The organism is Algoriphagus terrigena DSM 22685, assembly GCF_000429445.1.
GTDB lineage: Bacteria > Bacteroidota > Bacteroidia > Cytophagales > Cyclobacteriaceae > Algoriphagus > Algoriphagus terrigena.
In genome coordinates this window covers 1-17,114 of record NZ_AUBW01000033.1, presented here as the reverse complement: position 1 = coordinate 17,114, position 17,114 = coordinate 1, and the positions used below count along the sequence as shown (strand labels likewise).

Genomic DNA, 17,114 nt, shown 5'->3' with positions numbered 1-17,114 from the left:
GATTAATCTTTGTGTCACCTTGAGCGCTGAACAACCCTGTGTCACCTTAAGCAATCTTCTCCCTGTCAACCTGAGCGTGGAGTCATCCTGTGTCACCTTGAGCGGAGTCGAAAGGTTACTTTGTGGTTAACAACACTAGTTCGCTACTCCCCGACTGAGCTCCGCCAATCGGGATTTTTGCGATTGCCACTCGTCCCGCAAGCGTGCTGCTTCCATGAAGTTGAGCTCCTTGGCAGCTTTTTCCATCTGCTTCTGTGTCTGCTGGATGAGTTTTTCCAACTTGTCTTTGCTCAGGTATTGCACGACCGGATCGGCCGCAATGTCTGCTTCACCCGGCATCGGCTCAGCATAGAATTTCGCTCCTTTCTTCGAGTCCGCGACTTTGGTTTGGCCCATGATCTTGTCCCGCGACTTGATCACGGTAGTCGGCGTAATGCCATGTTCGGCATTGTATTCCATTTGAAGTACGCGTCTACGCTTCGTCTCATCGATGGCCTTCTGCATTGAGTCGGTGATCTTATCCGCATACATGATCACACGGCCTTCCGAGTTCCGTGCAGCACGGCCGATGGTCTGGACGAGGGAGCGTTCATTTCTCAGGAAACCCTCCTTGTCTGCATCCAGGATCGCTACCAGGGAAACCTCCGGAAGATCCAGCCCTTCTCTCAGCAAGTTTACACCTACCAGGACGTCAAACACACCCAGTCTCAGTTCACGCAGGATCTCCACCCGATCGAGTGTCTTCACCTCAGAGTGGATGTAGCGGGACTTGACCCCGGCACGCTCCAGGAACTTTTGGAGCTCTTCCGCCATCCGTTTGGTCAAAGTCGTCACCAAAACCCGGGCGTCTGTCTTGATCGTCTGGTCAATTTCCTCCAACAAGTCGTCGATTTGATTCTGACTCGGACGTACTTCAATCGTCGGGTCCAAGAGTCCGGTTGGCCGGATGATCTGCTCCACCACCACCCCTTCGGTCAGCGCCAGCTCGTAGTCCGCAGGAGTTGCGGAGACGTAGACGGTCTGAGGTGTCATCTGCTCAAACTCCTCAAACTTCAGCGGCCGATTATCCAAGGCAGAAGGCAGGCGAAATCCATAGTCCACCAAGTTTACCTTTCTGGAGCGGTCTCCACCCCACATCGCCCGAATCTGCGGCACGGTCACGTGGCTTTCGTCGATCACCATCAGGTAATCATCCGGAAAGTAGTCCAACAGACAGAAAGGTCGCATGCCAGGCAATCTCCGGTCAAAATACCGGGAGTAATTTTCAACGCCGGAACAGTATCCCAGCTCCCGGATCATCTCCATATCAAATTCCGTCCGCTCCTGCAGGCGCTTTGCCTCCATGTATTTCCCTTCTTTTTCGAAGAAATTAACCTGAGCGACCATGTCATCCTGAATCTCACGAATGGCAGTATCAATCGTGTCTCTGCCAGTCACAAACAAATTTGCCGGGAAGATGGAGATGATCTTCTCGTCGGAAAGCTTCTTGCCCGTGGACGGCTCGACCCGCTGGATGGCTTCTATCTCATCTCCCCAAAAGAAGATCCGATATGCAAAGTCCGCGTAAGCTACAAAGACATCCACGGTGTCACCTTTCACCCGAAAGGTCCCATGCGTTAGATCCAGCTGGGTGCGGCTGTACAGGATATCGACCAGCTTAAACAACAACTGATTTCTCGGAATCCGGTCGCCTTCCTGCAGGCGAAGGACATTCTTGCTGAACTCCTCTGGATTGCCAATACCGTAGATGCAAGACACTGATGCTACCACGATCACGTCTCTTCTGCCTGTGAGCAAAGACGAGGACGCACTAAGCCGCAGCTTTTCTATCTCCTGGTTGATGCTAAGATCCTTTTCGATGTAGGTTCCTGAGCTGGGGATAAAAGCCTCCGGCTGATAATAGTCGTAGTATGATATAAAGTATTCGACCGCGTTTTCCGGAAAAAACTGCTTGAATTCCCCATAGAGCTGCGCCGCCAGGGTCTTGTTGTGACTCAAGACCAAGGTGGGTTTTTGGGTCTGCTGAATCAGATTGGCGATAGTAAAAGTCTTGCCCGATCCCGTCACACCGAGGAGTACTTGCGCGGGTTCACCGGCATGGATCCCGGCAGCGAGTTCCTTGATGGCATTCGGCTGGTCGCCGGTGGGTTGGTAGTCAGAGGTCAGTTTAAAATCCATAGCTTCGTCTCCCAAACCCAACACAAAATGCTGGGTAAAAGGTTTTCAATAGTTCAAAATCACGCAATTTTTTGGGTTCTGCTTCCAATATTATAGTAGAGGTAATTGGTGCGGAGGATGATCACCAATAGGATTGGAATCAAACTGGGGTGAAAAGATTGCCAGCCCAAGATCCAAAAGACCACCGCCGCGTCCGCCATGATCAGCGCAAAAAGCAGGTACTTTCTCACCCAAGGCTGGTGTCTACTTTTTAGCAAACCCCATACTAAGGCCAGATGTCCGGGGAAAGCCCAGAGGATATTCCAATTCCACTTGGTAGCCGCGTGATCGGTGAAAAACCAAAGGAATGTCAGCAGAATCCCCAATAGCCCCAAGATCGAAAACAGTCCGATATCGAAGCCTAGAAGCAACCTTTTCTTTTTGTGTCCAAAGAAAGTCACAGCGATAAACAGGATCGCTACGCCCCACATCACGCTGTAGGGATTAAGTGCTCCCATCGAAAATTCTGCTTTTGGGTATTCCAGGATCACCCGCGACTCCTTCACCAGCGGTCGTGATGGGCCGTCGCCCACCAAGGTGGCTTTGGCGAAAGCCGCCTCCATATAGTCCGGCAGAAACTGCTTTTCCCGCTCCGTGGCATCCCGGTCTATCACCGAACCCAGAGCCAGGTCAATTCCAAAATCCGCCCAGGGAAGCGGGTAGACATATTCGTCTATCAAGTTTCGAAAAGTCTTCTCTTCCGCTCCCACCGAGTCGCCCCATACCAGATCATCGCCCAGCGCAGTCTCAAAGGCATCCCGGATCTTGGTGGCGCAGTTGTTAAAGAAAAATTCGTAGCTGTAGAATCTACGGGAAGGATCTGACTCGACCGTCAGATGCTGAACCAAGAAGCTCTGCTGCTCGCCCCGCAGATCCAGGACTTGCTCCCGCACGTCCCGCTGGAAATAGTCGTACTCCCGGATAAACTCCGCGTAGGTGGTCACGCTGAGGTAGTAGTCGTCCAACTGTCCCATCACAAACTTCCCATAGAAGTTTGGAGCGCGAAAGTCAAAGGTACCATAGTTGAACACCAGATCCTGGCCGCCCGGAGTCAACTGCCGCACCCGGATCGCACTGTGGCCAAAGCTGGAATAAAGCTCATCGCCCGGTGAGCAGGTCAACAGACTGATCTCATAGGTCTGAGCCTTCGCGGGAGCTAAACCGATGAAAATCAACAAAAAAAAGAGACAAACTAGTTTACTTTTTAATTTCATTTTCATAAATTCAACTACTTTTTACATCCGATTTTTATGGATACTTTTTTCTTTTTGATAGCAGCCTGGGACTTTTTTCCCCGCCGAATATACTGGATATTCCTGGCAGTTGGAGTGGTCTGTCTGACTCAGATCCCTGCTTTTACCCAAGAAATTGGCGCGTACAAGACCATTGCAAGCGGTACATTCACAAACATTTCAATCTGGGCGGAGTGGGACGGCATCCTCTGGAATCCGGCTATTACTAAGCCAGACCAATCCAATGATATCTACATCGATCAGACGCATACTTTGACGTTGACTGGGAATGAGTCCGTGAAAAGTGTGTTTATCAACGCAGAGACGGGCGCTGGACAAAAACTTAATCTAAACGGTTTCAACCTCGATATATACGGAACGCTCAACGCCTTTTCAGGGGCAGCTCCGGGAATTCCTGATAACGCTTGGAATAGCATAAACTGGATAGGCAATTCCATAGAAAGCACCTTGACTTTCAAAGGAACCTCTCGGGTTCTTGTCCAGAAAAGCAGCTGGAGTGCACAGACCACGCAAAGTCGGTTTTCAGTAATTTTTGAAGCGGACCCAGGAGAAACATTTACCCTGGATGCTCCATTCAAATCCCTCTCGTTCACTATAAGATCGGGAATCTTACATCAAAAAATTGACACATCTGTCATCCCAAATGCCTGTTTCACATTATCCTTCAACACCGAAACCACAGTATTTGGAGTCGATCCATTCGGGGAACTGGTGGTCGAAGCTGGCGCAACTTTTCTATCAGAATGCAATTCAAATATCCTCAACAGATCTACCAGCGGCGCCTCAAGCGCCCAAAACTTCGACCTTCAAAACGGCGGAACCCTGATCTTGGAAGGAAATGCGCCCCGGATCGAAACCGCGAACTTCCAACTGAACGGCAGGGTGATCTTCCGGGCTGGGTCAGCTCCCAAGTCTTACCTTGCAAGCTCCTACGACGATGCCACCAACCCGACCGCGGTGCGGGATTTGGAAATCCAAGGCGCGCAAAACCTGATACTTCCCAGCCAACTGACCCTCTTGGGAAGTCTGCAGAAAAGTGGACCAGGGAATTTTGTGGCTACGAATACCACGCTGACGTTGACAGGATCAGCAGATCAGGAAATACTGGGTTTTCCGCTCGTGGTCAGAGATCTGGTCCTGAACAAATCAAGTGGGGATTTCTATCCCAATTCCAATCTTACTGTCCAGAGAAATCTTACCCTAACTCAGGGGAGTATGAATCTGGAAGGAAATGAACTCTCTGTCAATACCGGATTGGCGGGCTCCTTCAGCTATACATATGGTTCCTGGAAGAATGTCGGTCAGCTCCATTATTTTGGAATCCCCACTGTGCTGACCGCAACCAATTCGACATTTCCATTTGAAGACACCCAAAACCGCGGACTCCGTAAAGTCCAGCTTCTTGGAAGCTCACCTGGTGGAAATCTCAGCATGTCCTTCACCGAATATGAGGGCGCTGAATACCAATCGGGCTTTGACGACACCGATGGCACCGAGATTCTGTATAGACTCTTCAGCTACTTTTCGTTCTCGAACCTGACTCCCAGCGCAGATCCAATCGAACTGAGAATATCCGCAGCAGATCTGATTGTGGACGACGTGGACGACCTTCGGATAGTCGGCACCGGCTATGCGGCACCCGGATCTCACTTGGCGGGATTGGATCCGATCGAACTCTGGGCCAGACGCGACTTGACGTTTGGCGATCTATCAACCGCAAATTTCACCATCGGCAGCTTCCGCACCCTTTCCATCTTGCCGGTGACCTGGCTTGAGATAAACTCCAAATTCACAACAGATGGCGTTGTGATCAGCTGGACCGTTGTACAAGCCGAAGACAATCTGTATTACGAGGTATACAGGAGTCCGAACCCCGGAACTCAGGAATGGGAAAAAGTAGGGACCGTCGCCTCCATAGGACAGCCAGATCAAGTTCAAACCCATCAATTTCTGGATACTTCTCCCCTCAAGTTCCAACAAAATTACTATCAGGTTAAGCTAGTGGCTGCTTCAGGTCAGGTCTCCTGGAGCGCTGTGACCGGAGTCTTGAAAACCGATACGCCAGCTCGGGAAGATCTGAGCATCTACCCGAATCCGTATAGTTCCGGCCCACTTCATTTGAACTTGCCGACCGGTTTCAACTCGACAGGCGCGGAACTAGTTATCCAAAATGCTCAGGGTAAAACCAGCCATCATGCCCAATATCTGGAGTCCGATCTTGCTCCATTGGTTCAAAATCTGGCTCCTGGCCTATATCATTTTAGCATCGTTTCAACGCATCGTCTGTTGACAGGAAAGTTGATCAGGAAATAGTCCCATAATTCTCGGCGTAGAAAGGCACTTTTCCCTGATTTCCCTATCTTACCCCGCAAACCCCAATCCTAACCTATGACCTTTGTTTTTGTCCTGCTCAGCATTGCGATCCTGGTGCTCCTGATCGTCTGGGCCAAACTCAATCCCTTCCTTGCCTTTTTGATTGCCTCCATCGCCGGCGGGCTTATGCTCGGCCTCCCGGCTGACCAAGTTGCCAAATCCGTCCAAAAGGGGATGGGAGCCATGCTTGGCGATCTCGTCATCGTGATCGTGGCAGGGGCGATGCTCGGCAAGCTCGTCTCCGAAAGCGGCGCGGCACAGCGGATCGCGGGTTTTCTAATGAAGATCTTTGGAGAAAAGTACATCACCTGGGCTATGGCGTTTACCGGCTTGATTGTCGGGATTCCGCTTTTTTACAATGTAGGTTTCGTCCTGCTCGTACCCTTGGCTTTTACCGTCTCCTATCAGTATAAGCTCCCGGCAGTCTACGTCGGCATGCCCCTGTTGGCGGCCTTGTCGGTGACTCACGGTTTCTTGCCTCCCCATCCGTCGCCGGCAGCCCTGGTCGCCCAGTTTGATGCCAACATGGGACTGACACTTTTCTATGGATTTTTGATCGCTATTCCCACGATTATCATTGCCGGACCACTATTAGCTCCTTTTCTCAAAAACATTAAATCCCAACCGCTAAAGACTTTCCAGTCAGAGCCTAAGCCCGAAGATGAGCTTCCTGGCATCGGAAACAGCATCTTCACTGCGCTCCTTCCGGTCATGCTTCTGATCGGAACTACTGCTTTGAGCTTGAATATCTCCCCGGAAGATCCGCTGAGACCCATTGTGAGTTTCATCGCCGATCCGGGTGTCGTGATGTTGGTTTCGTTGTTTTATGCAACTTTTTCCCTGGGGATATTCAGAAACACCAGTATGGAAAAGCTGATGGACATCTACACCGTGGCCACCAAAGACGTATCCATGATCCTGCTTATCGTGGCGGGAGCCGGTGCGCTTAAGCAGATTTTCACCGATACCGGCGTCAGCCAGACCATCGCGGAGAGCCTGCAAACCTGGGACATGCACCCGCTGATCCTCGCCTGGCTGATCACTTCGGTGATCCGGGTCTGTGTGGGCTCAGCGACCGTGGCTGGTCTCACCACCGCCGGGATCATCGCCCCGCTGGTGACCACGATGAATGTAGATCCCAACCTGCTGGTCTTGGCTATCGGCTCGGGAAGCCTGATGTTTTCGCATTTTAATGACGGAGGATTTTGGATGTACAAGGAGTTTTTCAACGTGAGTATCAAGGACACGCTCAAATCTTGGTCGCTGATGGAGACCATTGTAGCAGTCTGTGGGCTACTTGGAGTCCTCGCTTTGGATCTTTTTGTCTAATTTCAATCCAAAATTTACCCTGATGGAAACACCTGAAATACGATTTGCAAAGTTGGGATTGACTCTCCCTCCAGCGCCAAAGCCGCTTGGCGTTTACAAACCCTGCCTGGTCGATGGCAAATACCTATATCTCTCCGGACATGGTACCGTGCAAGCCGACGGAAGTCTGATCATCGGAAGGATCGGAACCGACTTCGACATGGATCAGGGAAAGATAGCCGCCAGACAAGTCGGGCTGGCGATGCTTGCCACGATCAAAGCTAATATCGGCTCTCTCGACAAGGTAAAGCGCGTGATCAAGGTGCTCGGCATGGTGAATTGCACGCCGGACTTCGAGCGGCATCCATTTATCATCAACGGCTGCAGCGAGCTGTTTGCGAGTGTATGGGGACAGGAAAACGGAATCGGCGTCCGATCCGCGGTGGGAATGGGCTCACTGCCGGACAACATCCCCGTGGAAGTCGAGGCATTGTTTGAGCTTCACGAAGAAGGCTAAGCAAGGCAAGCCTGAAGCCACGGATTACCCGTCATTCAAGCGTTGACTTGACACTAAGGCTCTACGAGTGTCTTATAGGATTCGAAGAGACTCCATACATCCCTCACATAGTTTACCGCCAAGTGACCCTTGGCAAATCCGCTCTTGACTACAGGATCCCGATAGTATTCGGGATCACTTTTTAGGTTGAGAAAAAACGCTACATCCTTCCAGCTTTGGGTGTTTTTCCCATATTTCAAGGTCAAGCGCCACGCGTCCTCCACGTGTCCCTGCCCAATATTGTAGGAGGCCAGGATAAACCGGATTCGCTCTTTGGTATCCGGCACCCGCTCCCGCCAGAACTTGTCGAGATATTGTAGGTACTTCACACCGCCCTTGAGAGACTGGACAGGATCATTTGGATTGGTCACCCCAAACCGCTGCAAGGTCACAGGCATTAATTGAAGCAAGCCTTTGGCTCCTGCATAGGAAGTCGCGGTCGTATCGAATCCTGATTCCTTGTAGACCAGGGACGCCAAAAGCCTCCAGTCCCAGCCAAGTTCGCCGGCGGCATCTTTGATGATTTCATCGTAGGTCGAGATTCGATTGCCCGCCAACGACGAAAACTGGCTGTTTGATCTATAAAACGTATTACGGGAACTGAGGAAGTATTTTGCGTAAAGTTCCGGTATAAACCGTTTCTTCTTTTCACCCAGCCAGGTGTTGATCTCCTGAAGCAGTTGCTGTGAATTTTTACGAGTAGCCCATCCGATGGCGCCATTTTCGGAGACTTTCATTGACACATCCAGTCCGTCGTAGTAGGTCTGATTGACCTTGGCAATGCTCCGGTCGGCGACCGTCCATTTGATCTTCCCTTCGGCCACTTGGTCGATCAGGTTCTCCTCGTGATCCTCTGACTCGAGGACAGTAAAGTCCAACTTCAGCGAATCCTTGATCTCTTTGAGCTGTAGCGGATACACGGTCCCCTTTCTTACATAAATGGTGTCTTCAGCGATTTCGCTCCAGCCGACACTTTTCTCAGACGGCTTCTTACCGACAATCACGGTACTCCTGGTACCGAGATAATGGGTAAATGTGGCCCTTCCATGTCGCTGCCTATTGCTTACATCGAGATTCATGGCAATCAGGTCAACTTTCCCCGATTCCAGTAATTCAAACGCCCGCTCGATGTCGCTTAATACGATCAATTCCAACTGGACTCCGAGGGTCTTGCTCAGATCCCTCAGCAGCTCAAATTCGTAGCCCATCCGTCTACCGCGGTAGATGTAATAGGACGTAGAGTTATTGTCCACCGCCACGCGGATGCTACCGCGGTTTTGGATGTCAGACAAGTCAAAAATATAAGGATGATGGAGTACCTGGTCAAACCGGTTCTCCAAGAAAGTACACTGAACTCCAGAAATAAGTAAAACGAGGGTGCTAAATGCCGCAATAAGCGCTTTTTTCATTCCAAAGGGTAAAAACCCAGGATGGTTCTGACGCGGAATTGGCAAACGCTATGCCAAAATAAAAATAAAGTGATTCTTAAAAAAAGCAAATAAAAAACGGAGACTTCTCAGCCTCCGTTTTTTATATCAATTTCCTGGAAGTTGAAGCTCCTCCATGGGGCTGTCAAAGAAGATTTTTCCGGACAGCCGGAGTAGCTCGATCTCCTGCTCTTTGATCTGATAGATCGAGGTGATCAGTCGGTTTTTGGCCGTCAAAAGGTTCACCTGAGCATCCCTAAACTCGAGGTAAGAGGCGATTCCGAGTCGAAAACGCTCCAATGCGATCTCAGTATTCTCCCTCGCCACCTGATAGTTTTTCCGCTCAATTTCCAGTAGGCGGAGGTTGTTCTCATAGGTATAATAGGCTCTGGCGATGTCCGATTTCAATTGGATTTCGTATTGCTCCAGCGTGCTCTCCTGGATTCGCTGCTGGACCTTGGCATTTTGGATCCGTCGATTGAGCGTCAAGCCGCTAAACAGGTTGACGGTGATGTTTCCTCCGTAGTTGAAACCCGAGCGCTGGTTTTGCGCCAAAATCCCCGCGTCAGAATTAGACGTGTTGTTCACATACGTCCCGTTGAGATTCAGTATCGGTAATCTGGAGGCCTGAAGTTCGCGGGTTTGGAGAAAAGCCACATTATTCAATCGCTGATTGATCAGCAACTGTTTGTTTTCCAGGAAAGCATTCTCTTCCAAGTCGCCGAGTGTCTGAATCGCCTCGACGAGAATGGTGTCTTTAATCACATATTCCTGATAGGGATCGACCGCCATCAGTTCGTTCAGATTGACCCGGGCGTTTTGGATAATCTGCTCCTGAGTCAGCAGCAGACTGGAGTCGGAGTTGTAGTCGACCTCAGCGGTGAGGAAGTCACGCTTTCCGGCGCCACCGAGCTCGTATTGCGCTTGGGCGATGTTCAGACGCGCACGGCTGAGATCCAGTGTTTCCCGCAAAACCTGATATCGCTGCGACTCCAAGATCAGCCGATAGTAGGCCGTGGATATGCCCGCGACGGTGTTTTCGACCGCAATCTTCGCGTCCAGCTCGCTGATCTCGGTCAATTGCCCCAAGCGCTTCATGGTGACGATGGACTCAGGCCGAAAGCCATAGAGCCCCACCACGTTGAAATTTTCGTTGCGGGATTTCGCGTCGTCGATTTGTCTGGGTTCGGGATCGTTGACAAACTGCTGGGTTACGTCTTCGTTACTGAAGGATCGCAGATAGGTCGCATCGACAGTCGGCATGAACAATTCCCCGACGCCGATCTTCTGATCGCCCTCCCGCAGGTTGACATTATCTACTGCAATCTTTATCTGGAGGTTTTTCTCCAGTCCGATTTGAATTGCTTTTTCCAGGTCTAAACTTTCTTGGGCAAATGCCGACGCAGCCGTCAGGAGACTTCCCCAAGTGAATAAAAAGGCTAATTTTTTCATTAAATTCTTGCTAATCTTCCTTGCTTAGAAGTGAGATAGGTATAAATGGCCGGGATGATAAATAGGGTGAGGATGGTCGCGAATGTCAAACCACCGATGACCGCAGCGCCCATTGGGACTCTACTCTCTGCTCCGGCACCCAGTGCCAAAGCGATCGGCAAAATGCCCAAAATCGTGGACATACTGGTCATCAAGATCGGCCTAAAACGGGCGACTGCAGCTCCAAAAATCGCCTCTTCGACATCCATCCCCTGGGCCTTGCGCTGATTGGCAAATTCGACGATCAAGATCCCGTTTTTGGTGACCAAGCCGATCAGCATGATGATCCCGATCTGGCTGAAAATATTCAGCGTAAAACCAAAAAGCCAGAGTGTCGCCAAAGCCCCGAAGATGGCGAGTGGCACAGTAAACATGATAGTTAGCGGATCCAGGAAGCTCTCAAACTGCGCAGCAAGCACCAGATAGATCAGGACCAGAGCGAAAAGAAACGCAAACAGCAAACTGTTGGAGCTTTCTCGGAACTCCTTGGAAGGACCGGCGACGTCGGTAGAAAAGGAGTCATCCAATACCTCCGCGGCGATCTTGTCCATCTCATCCAGACCTGCCCCGATGGTGTAGCCTTCAGCTAAGTTTGCCGTAACAGTAGCACTGACGAATCGATTGAAGCGAAACAACTGGGGCGGGGTACTTTTCTCGACGACCTTGACCAGGTTATCCAATTGAACCAACTGGCCATCGCCTCCACGCACATAGAGCATCCGCAGGTTGACGGGCTCATTTCTGTCCTGGAGTTGCATCTCGCCGAGCACCTGATATTGTTTGCCATTCATGATGAAGTAGGCAAAGCGCTGTCCTGAATAGGAAAGCTGAAGGGTACGAGCGATCTCCTGCACAGAGACGCCGATGTTTCGGGCCCGCTCTCTATCGATCTCGATTTCAAGCTCCGGCTTGGTAAACTTCAGGTTAATGTCGGTAAAGATGAATGCTGGATTTTGAGACGCTTTTTCCAAAAATGGAGGAATCACTTCTTTCAATTTCTCCAAGGTAGGTGCCTGGATCACGTACTGCACAGGCAGTCCGCCCCTTCGATCACCGATGGAAACCGGCTGCTGGGCAAAAGCACGAACGGCAGTTTCCTGCTTAAGGGAATTATTGACAGCATTGAAGATCTGCTGCTGGGTTCGGCTACGCTGACTGGCATCCGTCAAATAAAGACGGATGAAAGCCGAGTTGGTATTGGCTGTCCCAAAACCCGGAGAGGTCACACTGGTCAGGCCAATCAGCTCCTCCTTCGGGATTTCCTTTTCCAGGGTAGCGGAGATTTTGTCTACTACGCTGCCCATGAATCCAAAGGTCGCTCCCTCAGGTCCAGTCATGTTAATTCTCAGTTCGGAGCGGTCTTCAATCGGAACGAGTTCAGACGGAATCTGGGTAACTAGCCAGTAGATCCCGACCCCTATTACCAGTATGGCTGGAAATGAGATCCATCTGATCTTCATAAAAGCGGCAAGCAGGCTGTCGTAAGCATCGTTAAGCCACACAAAGAAAGGTTCTGTGAAATTGTAAAATGCGTTCTGCTTTTCTCTCAGTTTCAGCATCCTGGCGCTGAGCATCGGCGTCATGGTCAATGCCACAAAGGCAGAGATTATAACCGAACCCGCGACCACGATGCCGAATTCACGGAAGAGTCTACCTGTGGTACCGGTAAGGAAGATCACCGGGAGGAATACCGCCGCCAAAGCTACCGTAGTTGAGATTACTGCAAAGAAGATCTCCTCAGATCCCTCTTCGGCAGCTTTCTGGGGACTTTCTCCTTTTTCTATCCGGGCGTAGATATTCTCCAACACTACAATAGCGTCATCGACTACCAAGCCGATGGACAGGACGATCCCCAGCAGCGTCAGCACGTTGATGGAAAAGTCCATCAGATACATGATGAAAAACACGCCAATCAGGGAAATCGGAATCGTCACTACCGGAATAAAAGTGGTCCGCCAATCACGGAGAAAAAGGAAGATGATGGCTACTACCAGGATAAAAGCCGTGATGATCGTCTCCTCCACCTCGGCAATCGAGCTTCTGATATACGAGGTGGAGTCAAAGGAAACTTCCATTCCTACATCACTGGGTAGGTCTTTTTTGATGAATTCGAGCCTGCGGTAAAATTCGTCCGCCATCTCGATGTTGTTAGAACCCGGAAGGGGAACCAAGACTACTGACACCATCGGCACTCCGCCGTACTTCAGCACCGTCTTTTCATTCAATGCAGACAGCTCTGCAGTTCCGATGTCCTGAAACTTGACGATGTTGTTCTGGTCTTCCTTAATGATCAGGTTGTTGAATTCCTGCGGCGAACTCAGGCGGCTTTTGGTTCGGACGGAAAGCTCGATGCTTTGTCCTTCGATTCGACCCGAGGGAAGCTCTATATTCTCGCTTTGAACTTTGCTCAATACGTCGAGAGGAGTGATGCCATAGGATGCCATCTTGAGCGGATCCATCCGTAGTCGGATCGCATATTCTTTGTCACCCCATATCTGGACTCTGCTGACACCGGGGATGGTCTGGAGGCGTTCTTTAAAAACATTGTCAGCCAAATCGGAAAGTTCCAAGAGGCTTCTTGTGTCGCTGCTTACGTTGACTCCCACAATCGGCTGAGAATCGGCATCCGCCTTGGACACCACCGGGGGCTCGGCATCCGGGGGGAGATTTCGCTGGGCGCCCGAGACCTTGTCACGTACGTCATTGGCGGCAGCTTCCAGATCTGCGCCGACTTCGAATTCCACAGTGATGTTACTTCTCCCGTCGGCGGATACCGAAGTGAGAGACTTGATTCCCTGAATCCCGTTGATTTGTTCTTCGAGTGGTTCGGTGATCTGAGCCTCGATGACGTCGGCGTTGGCACCGACATAGGAGGTGCTGACGTTGATTACCGGCGGATCGACGCTGGGATATTCGCGGATACCCAACATGGAGATCCCAATCCCACCAAACAGCAGGATCACGAGGGACATCACGATGGCCAATACAGGCCGGTTGATACTGATACTGGATAAGCTAGCCATACTTATTGTGGTAAATTGGGTTGGATCGGCATTCCTTGCCTTACTTGCATCACACCTGTGGTGAGTACCAGATCGCCTTCGTTCAATCCAGAGAGGATTTGTACTTGAGCCTCTGTCCGGGTTCCAATCTCGACCATTCGCTGTTCAGCTTTGCCATCGGCTCCCACCACAAAAACCTTGTAGCCGGAGAGCTCAGGAATCACCGATTCGGCCGGAACCATCAACGCATTCTCTGTCACTTCTAAGATAAAACGGATCTTCACAAACATTCCCGGAAGGAACTTGCTCCCCTTATTTGCACTTTGAGCCCGCAGCTTCAGCGTACGCGTAGCCAAGTCAATCTGCGGCTCGAAAGCATAGACCTGGCCTTGTACCTCCTGTCCGGATGATTCGTTGGAGAAAAACACCGGAGAACCCACCGTCACTTGATTGGCATACCGCTCAGGGATTGAAAATTCGATCTTGATCGGATCGATATTCACCACGGAGGTGATGACATCGTTGGTGCCGATGACGCTTCCCTCACTGATTTGCCGCAAGCCCAGCATTCCGTTAAAAGGCGCTCTGATCACCGTCTTGGTCAATTGTGCCTCAACCAATTTGATGTCTGAGAGGGCCGTATTGTATTGGTTCAGGACGATGTCGTATTCCTCCTGGGAGATTGCTTCCCGGGCGAGCAGCTGTTTTTGCCTGTTTTCCTGAGTTTCAAAAAGCTTCTGGGTGTATTGCAATCTCTGAAGCTGAGCCTGGAGCTCGTCGTCGTTGAGGTAGACCAACGGAGTGCCCTTGGTGACATACTGTCCTTCTTTGAACGCGATTCTCGTCACCAAGCCAGAAATCTCCGATCTCAAAGAGACAGACTCGTTGGGCAGGATCGTCCCGGTGACCTGGAGCTGGTTTCTAAGGGTATCCTGTTGAAGTTTGACCACATTGACGGGCAGGGGTTGGTCTGACCCGCCACCGGCACCCGCAGATGAGGAAGATCCACCCTCCTCCTTGAGATCCAGTCTGGGATAGAAAAATGCAATCGCTGCTATCAGTACAATTCCTACAATCAGGGCAATTTTGGTTTGTTTTTTCATTTAAGGCAAGAAGTCAGATTACTTTTGGTTTTTAATAAAAGCCAGAGATAGATGGTTGAATTGGTCCGGCTGCTCCACATTGACCACGTGGCCGCAGCTTTCGAGTATGTTGAGGATTGAGTTTTTATGGGTCTTCACCAGATTTTTCACCGGTTCCAAAAACATTACATCCTGATCCCCCATCACGTACAGGGTGGGGATGCCGAGATCTTTCTCTTTGAAATACTTCAAAAGGGGATTGATGTCGGCGGTAAGTTTAAACCAGCGGATAAACTCCTTTTGGCAAAGTTTCTTCGCCTCTGTGATGAATAGGTTTCGGGATTCGGCATGCTGCTTTCTCGGCATGATCACAAAGGCAAACAAGCTGTAAAGCCACATGTAGGGAATCAGGCGCTTGAAGGTATTTCCCAAAAAGACCAGGATCCTGCTTTGCACATTCAGTCGGGTCACCGCACCTGCAAACACCAGCGACTTGACCCGCAGTGGTTGAAGCTCGGCCAGCTGACGCGCAATGATCGTCCCCAGAGACACCCCCATGAAATGTGCGGGAGGGATATTGAGATGATCCAACACCTCGATGATATCCGTAGTGACTGCCTCAAAGGTGTACTTGTCGCTCCAGATCGCCTCGGAGAGATCGGCGGATTTGCCGTGGCCTCTCAGATCTATCAGCAATAGGTTAAAATCCTTCTTGAAATCTTTCAGCTGCTTGTACCATACCGCCGAGGAGCCTCCGGCTCCATGGATGAAGACCACCCATTCGCTACTTTGCGGATGTACAAATTCCTTGTAATACAACATAACAGCTTAGACTCGTCAACGGGACAAAAGTTTACCGGGAACCTAAATTACTGCATATTGTGGGCGCGTAGGAATAAAAGATACTGATGGCAAATCCTCACTATCAAAGGGAAAAAAAGGTGATGTTAACTTGTGTTTTCATTTTTTCAACAAATTTTCTCCTGAAAAAAGTGTTTAAAGTTTCCAACCTATAGTCGTTTGGAATATGTAATCCAGTTCCGAAGCACCTTCAGTCGGCTGATTATCATAGTTCATCGTGGTGCCTACTTTGAAATATAGATCGAACTTAAACTCGTACCGGATGTCAAATTTGAAGTCAGTCCTGAATCGACTCTTCTCGGTCATGCTGGGGTAGGCGGTCACGGTCGTCAGGAGGTCCAGATCCCCGATGTCGAAGATGTTGTACTGTGCACCGAGAAACGCCTCCCCTGATTGGGTCGCAGTGGCATCACCCTGAAATTTTTCATTGTTGAAGTTGACCCCCGCAGAAAATCCCAAATAGGTCTTATTGGTGTGCACCATGTATTTTCCCACACCCACCATGTTGGAGGTTCGCAGGTCAAGGAGCTGTTCTGTATTGGACAGCATGCTGAGGGAGTATATCAGATACCAATCCTTTGGCAGGAAGTAATTGTAGGAAGCACCGAGTTCTGTCCGCTTGATTGGATCGACGTCAGTCTGGGTAGATCTTAGTGCGTTAAAGGTCAGAGTGCCTTTCCAGCGATCAGCCAAGTAGCCGACTCCGGTGTTGAAGGTTAGCTGCCGCAGGTCGTTCGCTTTGGTAAAGTTGGTCCCCACATCAAAATTTAAAGACAGTCTACTCCAGAAGCCCTCGTCCAGCGCGTTGAGATAAACTATTTCGCCTCTTGGAACCTGCACCTTGTCTCCGGGAGGCTGCTCGATATCTTCCCGGTTTTTGGAAAATTTCAGGACCATATCGGGCATTTGCGTATCAATTTGAATAGTACTGTCATTGATGCTGCGGATTCTTCCGTTGTACCTCCTGCCATCCGACAGGGTGATTAGATAGTTGGTTTTCGAATATACCCGCTTGATGTTGCCCCATTTGATCTTGAAATCGACATCGGAATAGTCGGTTTCGATGCCGAGTATGTTCTTGTCCATGCTCTTGATCTCGCCGATGATCAGGTCATTGTTGCTGAGGATCAAGGAGTCTGTCTGGGCGTTTGCTCCAAAACCGACCAAAAAAAGAACCAAAAAAATCTGCCACTTCTTCATAGAAAGTAAAGGTTTGATGAATGATGAAATTCGTAAAGTTTACTGCTGTGACTTTAATCAAAAGAAAAGGTTATCAGCTCCAAAACGGCCCTCGGTCCTCTTTCGGGAAGGTTAGGTTGACCTTGACCTTTTGAAAAATACAAAAAAAAAGCGCTCCAACCACTGGAGCGCTTGATTCGTGATTTTAATCATTAATTAATTGAAGATGTACCTCAGTCCAGGCTGCGTTGTCGAGTTGCTAGACATGGTAAAAACCCAGGCAAGACCTCCTGCCCGGGTTTTGATTTTCAAGGTTACTGGTTTACTTCACTGCCTGCAGCAACTTTTCTTCCAGCCGGCTTTCA

At 50.1% G+C, this 17,114-nt stretch carries 11 protein-coding genes; 3 read left to right on the top strand and 8 right to left on the bottom strand.

The genetic code is table 11. The features are described from left to right. Positions 1 to 135: 135 nt before the first annotated feature. The gene (gene uvrB / locus G459_RS0122390; protein ID WP_026969621.1) at positions 136 to 2,178 is read right to left on the bottom strand and encodes an excinuclease ABC subunit UvrB; all 2,043 of its coding nucleotides are present in this window, start codon (positions 2,176 to 2,178) and stop codon (positions 136 to 138) included. 59 nt (positions 2,179 to 2,237) lie between these two features. Continuing rightward, positions 2,238 to 3,431: a lipoprotein N-acyltransferase Lnb domain-containing protein gene (locus tag G459_RS0122385; RefSeq protein WP_026969620.1), complete on the bottom strand. Its 1,194-nt coding sequence runs from the start codon at positions 3,429 to 3,431 to the stop codon at positions 2,238 to 2,240. Between the two features lie 36 nt (positions 3,432 to 3,467). On the opposite strand from G459_RS0122385, the gene G459_RS0122380 reads away from it, so the two are divergent. From G459_RS0122380 to G459_RS0122370, 3 genes are all read left to right on the top strand, one after another. Beyond that, entirely contained in the window at positions 3,468 to 5,783 is a 2,316-nt protein-coding gene (locus G459_RS0122380) for a hypothetical protein (protein WP_026969619.1), read from the top strand. 75 nt (positions 5,784 to 5,858) lie between these two features. Further along, positions 5,859 to 7,172, top strand: a complete 1,314-nt coding sequence (locus G459_RS0122375; RefSeq protein WP_026969618.1) for a gluconate:H+ symporter — start codon at positions 5,859 to 5,861, stop codon at positions 7,170 to 7,172. Between the two features lie 22 nt (positions 7,173 to 7,194). Then, on the top strand, positions 7,195 to 7,668 hold the full coding sequence (locus tag G459_RS0122370) for a RidA family protein (protein ID WP_026969617.1): 474 nt from the start codon (positions 7,195 to 7,197) through the stop codon (positions 7,666 to 7,668). Positions 7,669 to 7,721: 53 nt separating this feature from the next. On the opposite strand, the gene G459_RS0122365 is transcribed toward G459_RS0122370, so the two are convergent. From G459_RS0122365 to G459_RS0122340, 6 genes are all read right to left on the bottom strand, one after another. Next, positions 7,722 to 9,116: an MltF family protein gene (locus tag G459_RS0122365; RefSeq protein ID WP_026969616.1), complete on the bottom strand. Its 1,395-nt coding sequence runs from the start codon at positions 9,114 to 9,116 to the stop codon at positions 7,722 to 7,724. Between the two features lie 126 nt (positions 9,117 to 9,242). Then, complete coding sequence (locus G459_RS0122360; RefSeq protein WP_026969615.1) at positions 9,243 to 10,586, bottom strand: TolC family protein; 1,344 nt, start codon at positions 10,584 to 10,586, stop codon at positions 9,243 to 9,245. Continuing rightward, positions 10,586 to 13,648, bottom strand: coding sequence for an efflux RND transporter permease subunit (locus G459_RS0122355; RefSeq protein WP_026969614.1), 3,063 nt, complete (start codon positions 13,646 to 13,648; stop codon positions 10,586 to 10,588). Before G459_RS0122355 ends, G459_RS0122360 begins: the two co-directional genes overlap by 1 nt. 2 nt (positions 13,649 to 13,650) lie before the next feature. Then, positions 13,651 to 14,730: an efflux RND transporter periplasmic adaptor subunit gene (locus tag G459_RS0122350; RefSeq protein ID WP_026969613.1), complete on the bottom strand. Its 1,080-nt coding sequence runs from the start codon at positions 14,728 to 14,730 to the stop codon at positions 13,651 to 13,653. Positions 14,731 to 14,748: 18 nt separating this feature from the next. Continuing rightward, positions 14,749 to 15,531, bottom strand: coding sequence for an alpha/beta fold hydrolase (locus G459_RS0122345; RefSeq protein ID WP_026969612.1), 783 nt, complete (start codon positions 15,529 to 15,531; stop codon positions 14,749 to 14,751). 174 nt (positions 15,532 to 15,705) lie between these two features. Beyond that, positions 15,706 to 16,770, bottom strand: coding sequence for a DUF481 domain-containing protein (locus G459_RS0122340; protein ID WP_026969611.1), 1,065 nt, complete (start codon positions 16,768 to 16,770; stop codon positions 15,706 to 15,708). Positions 16,771 to 17,114 lie beyond the last annotated feature (344 nt).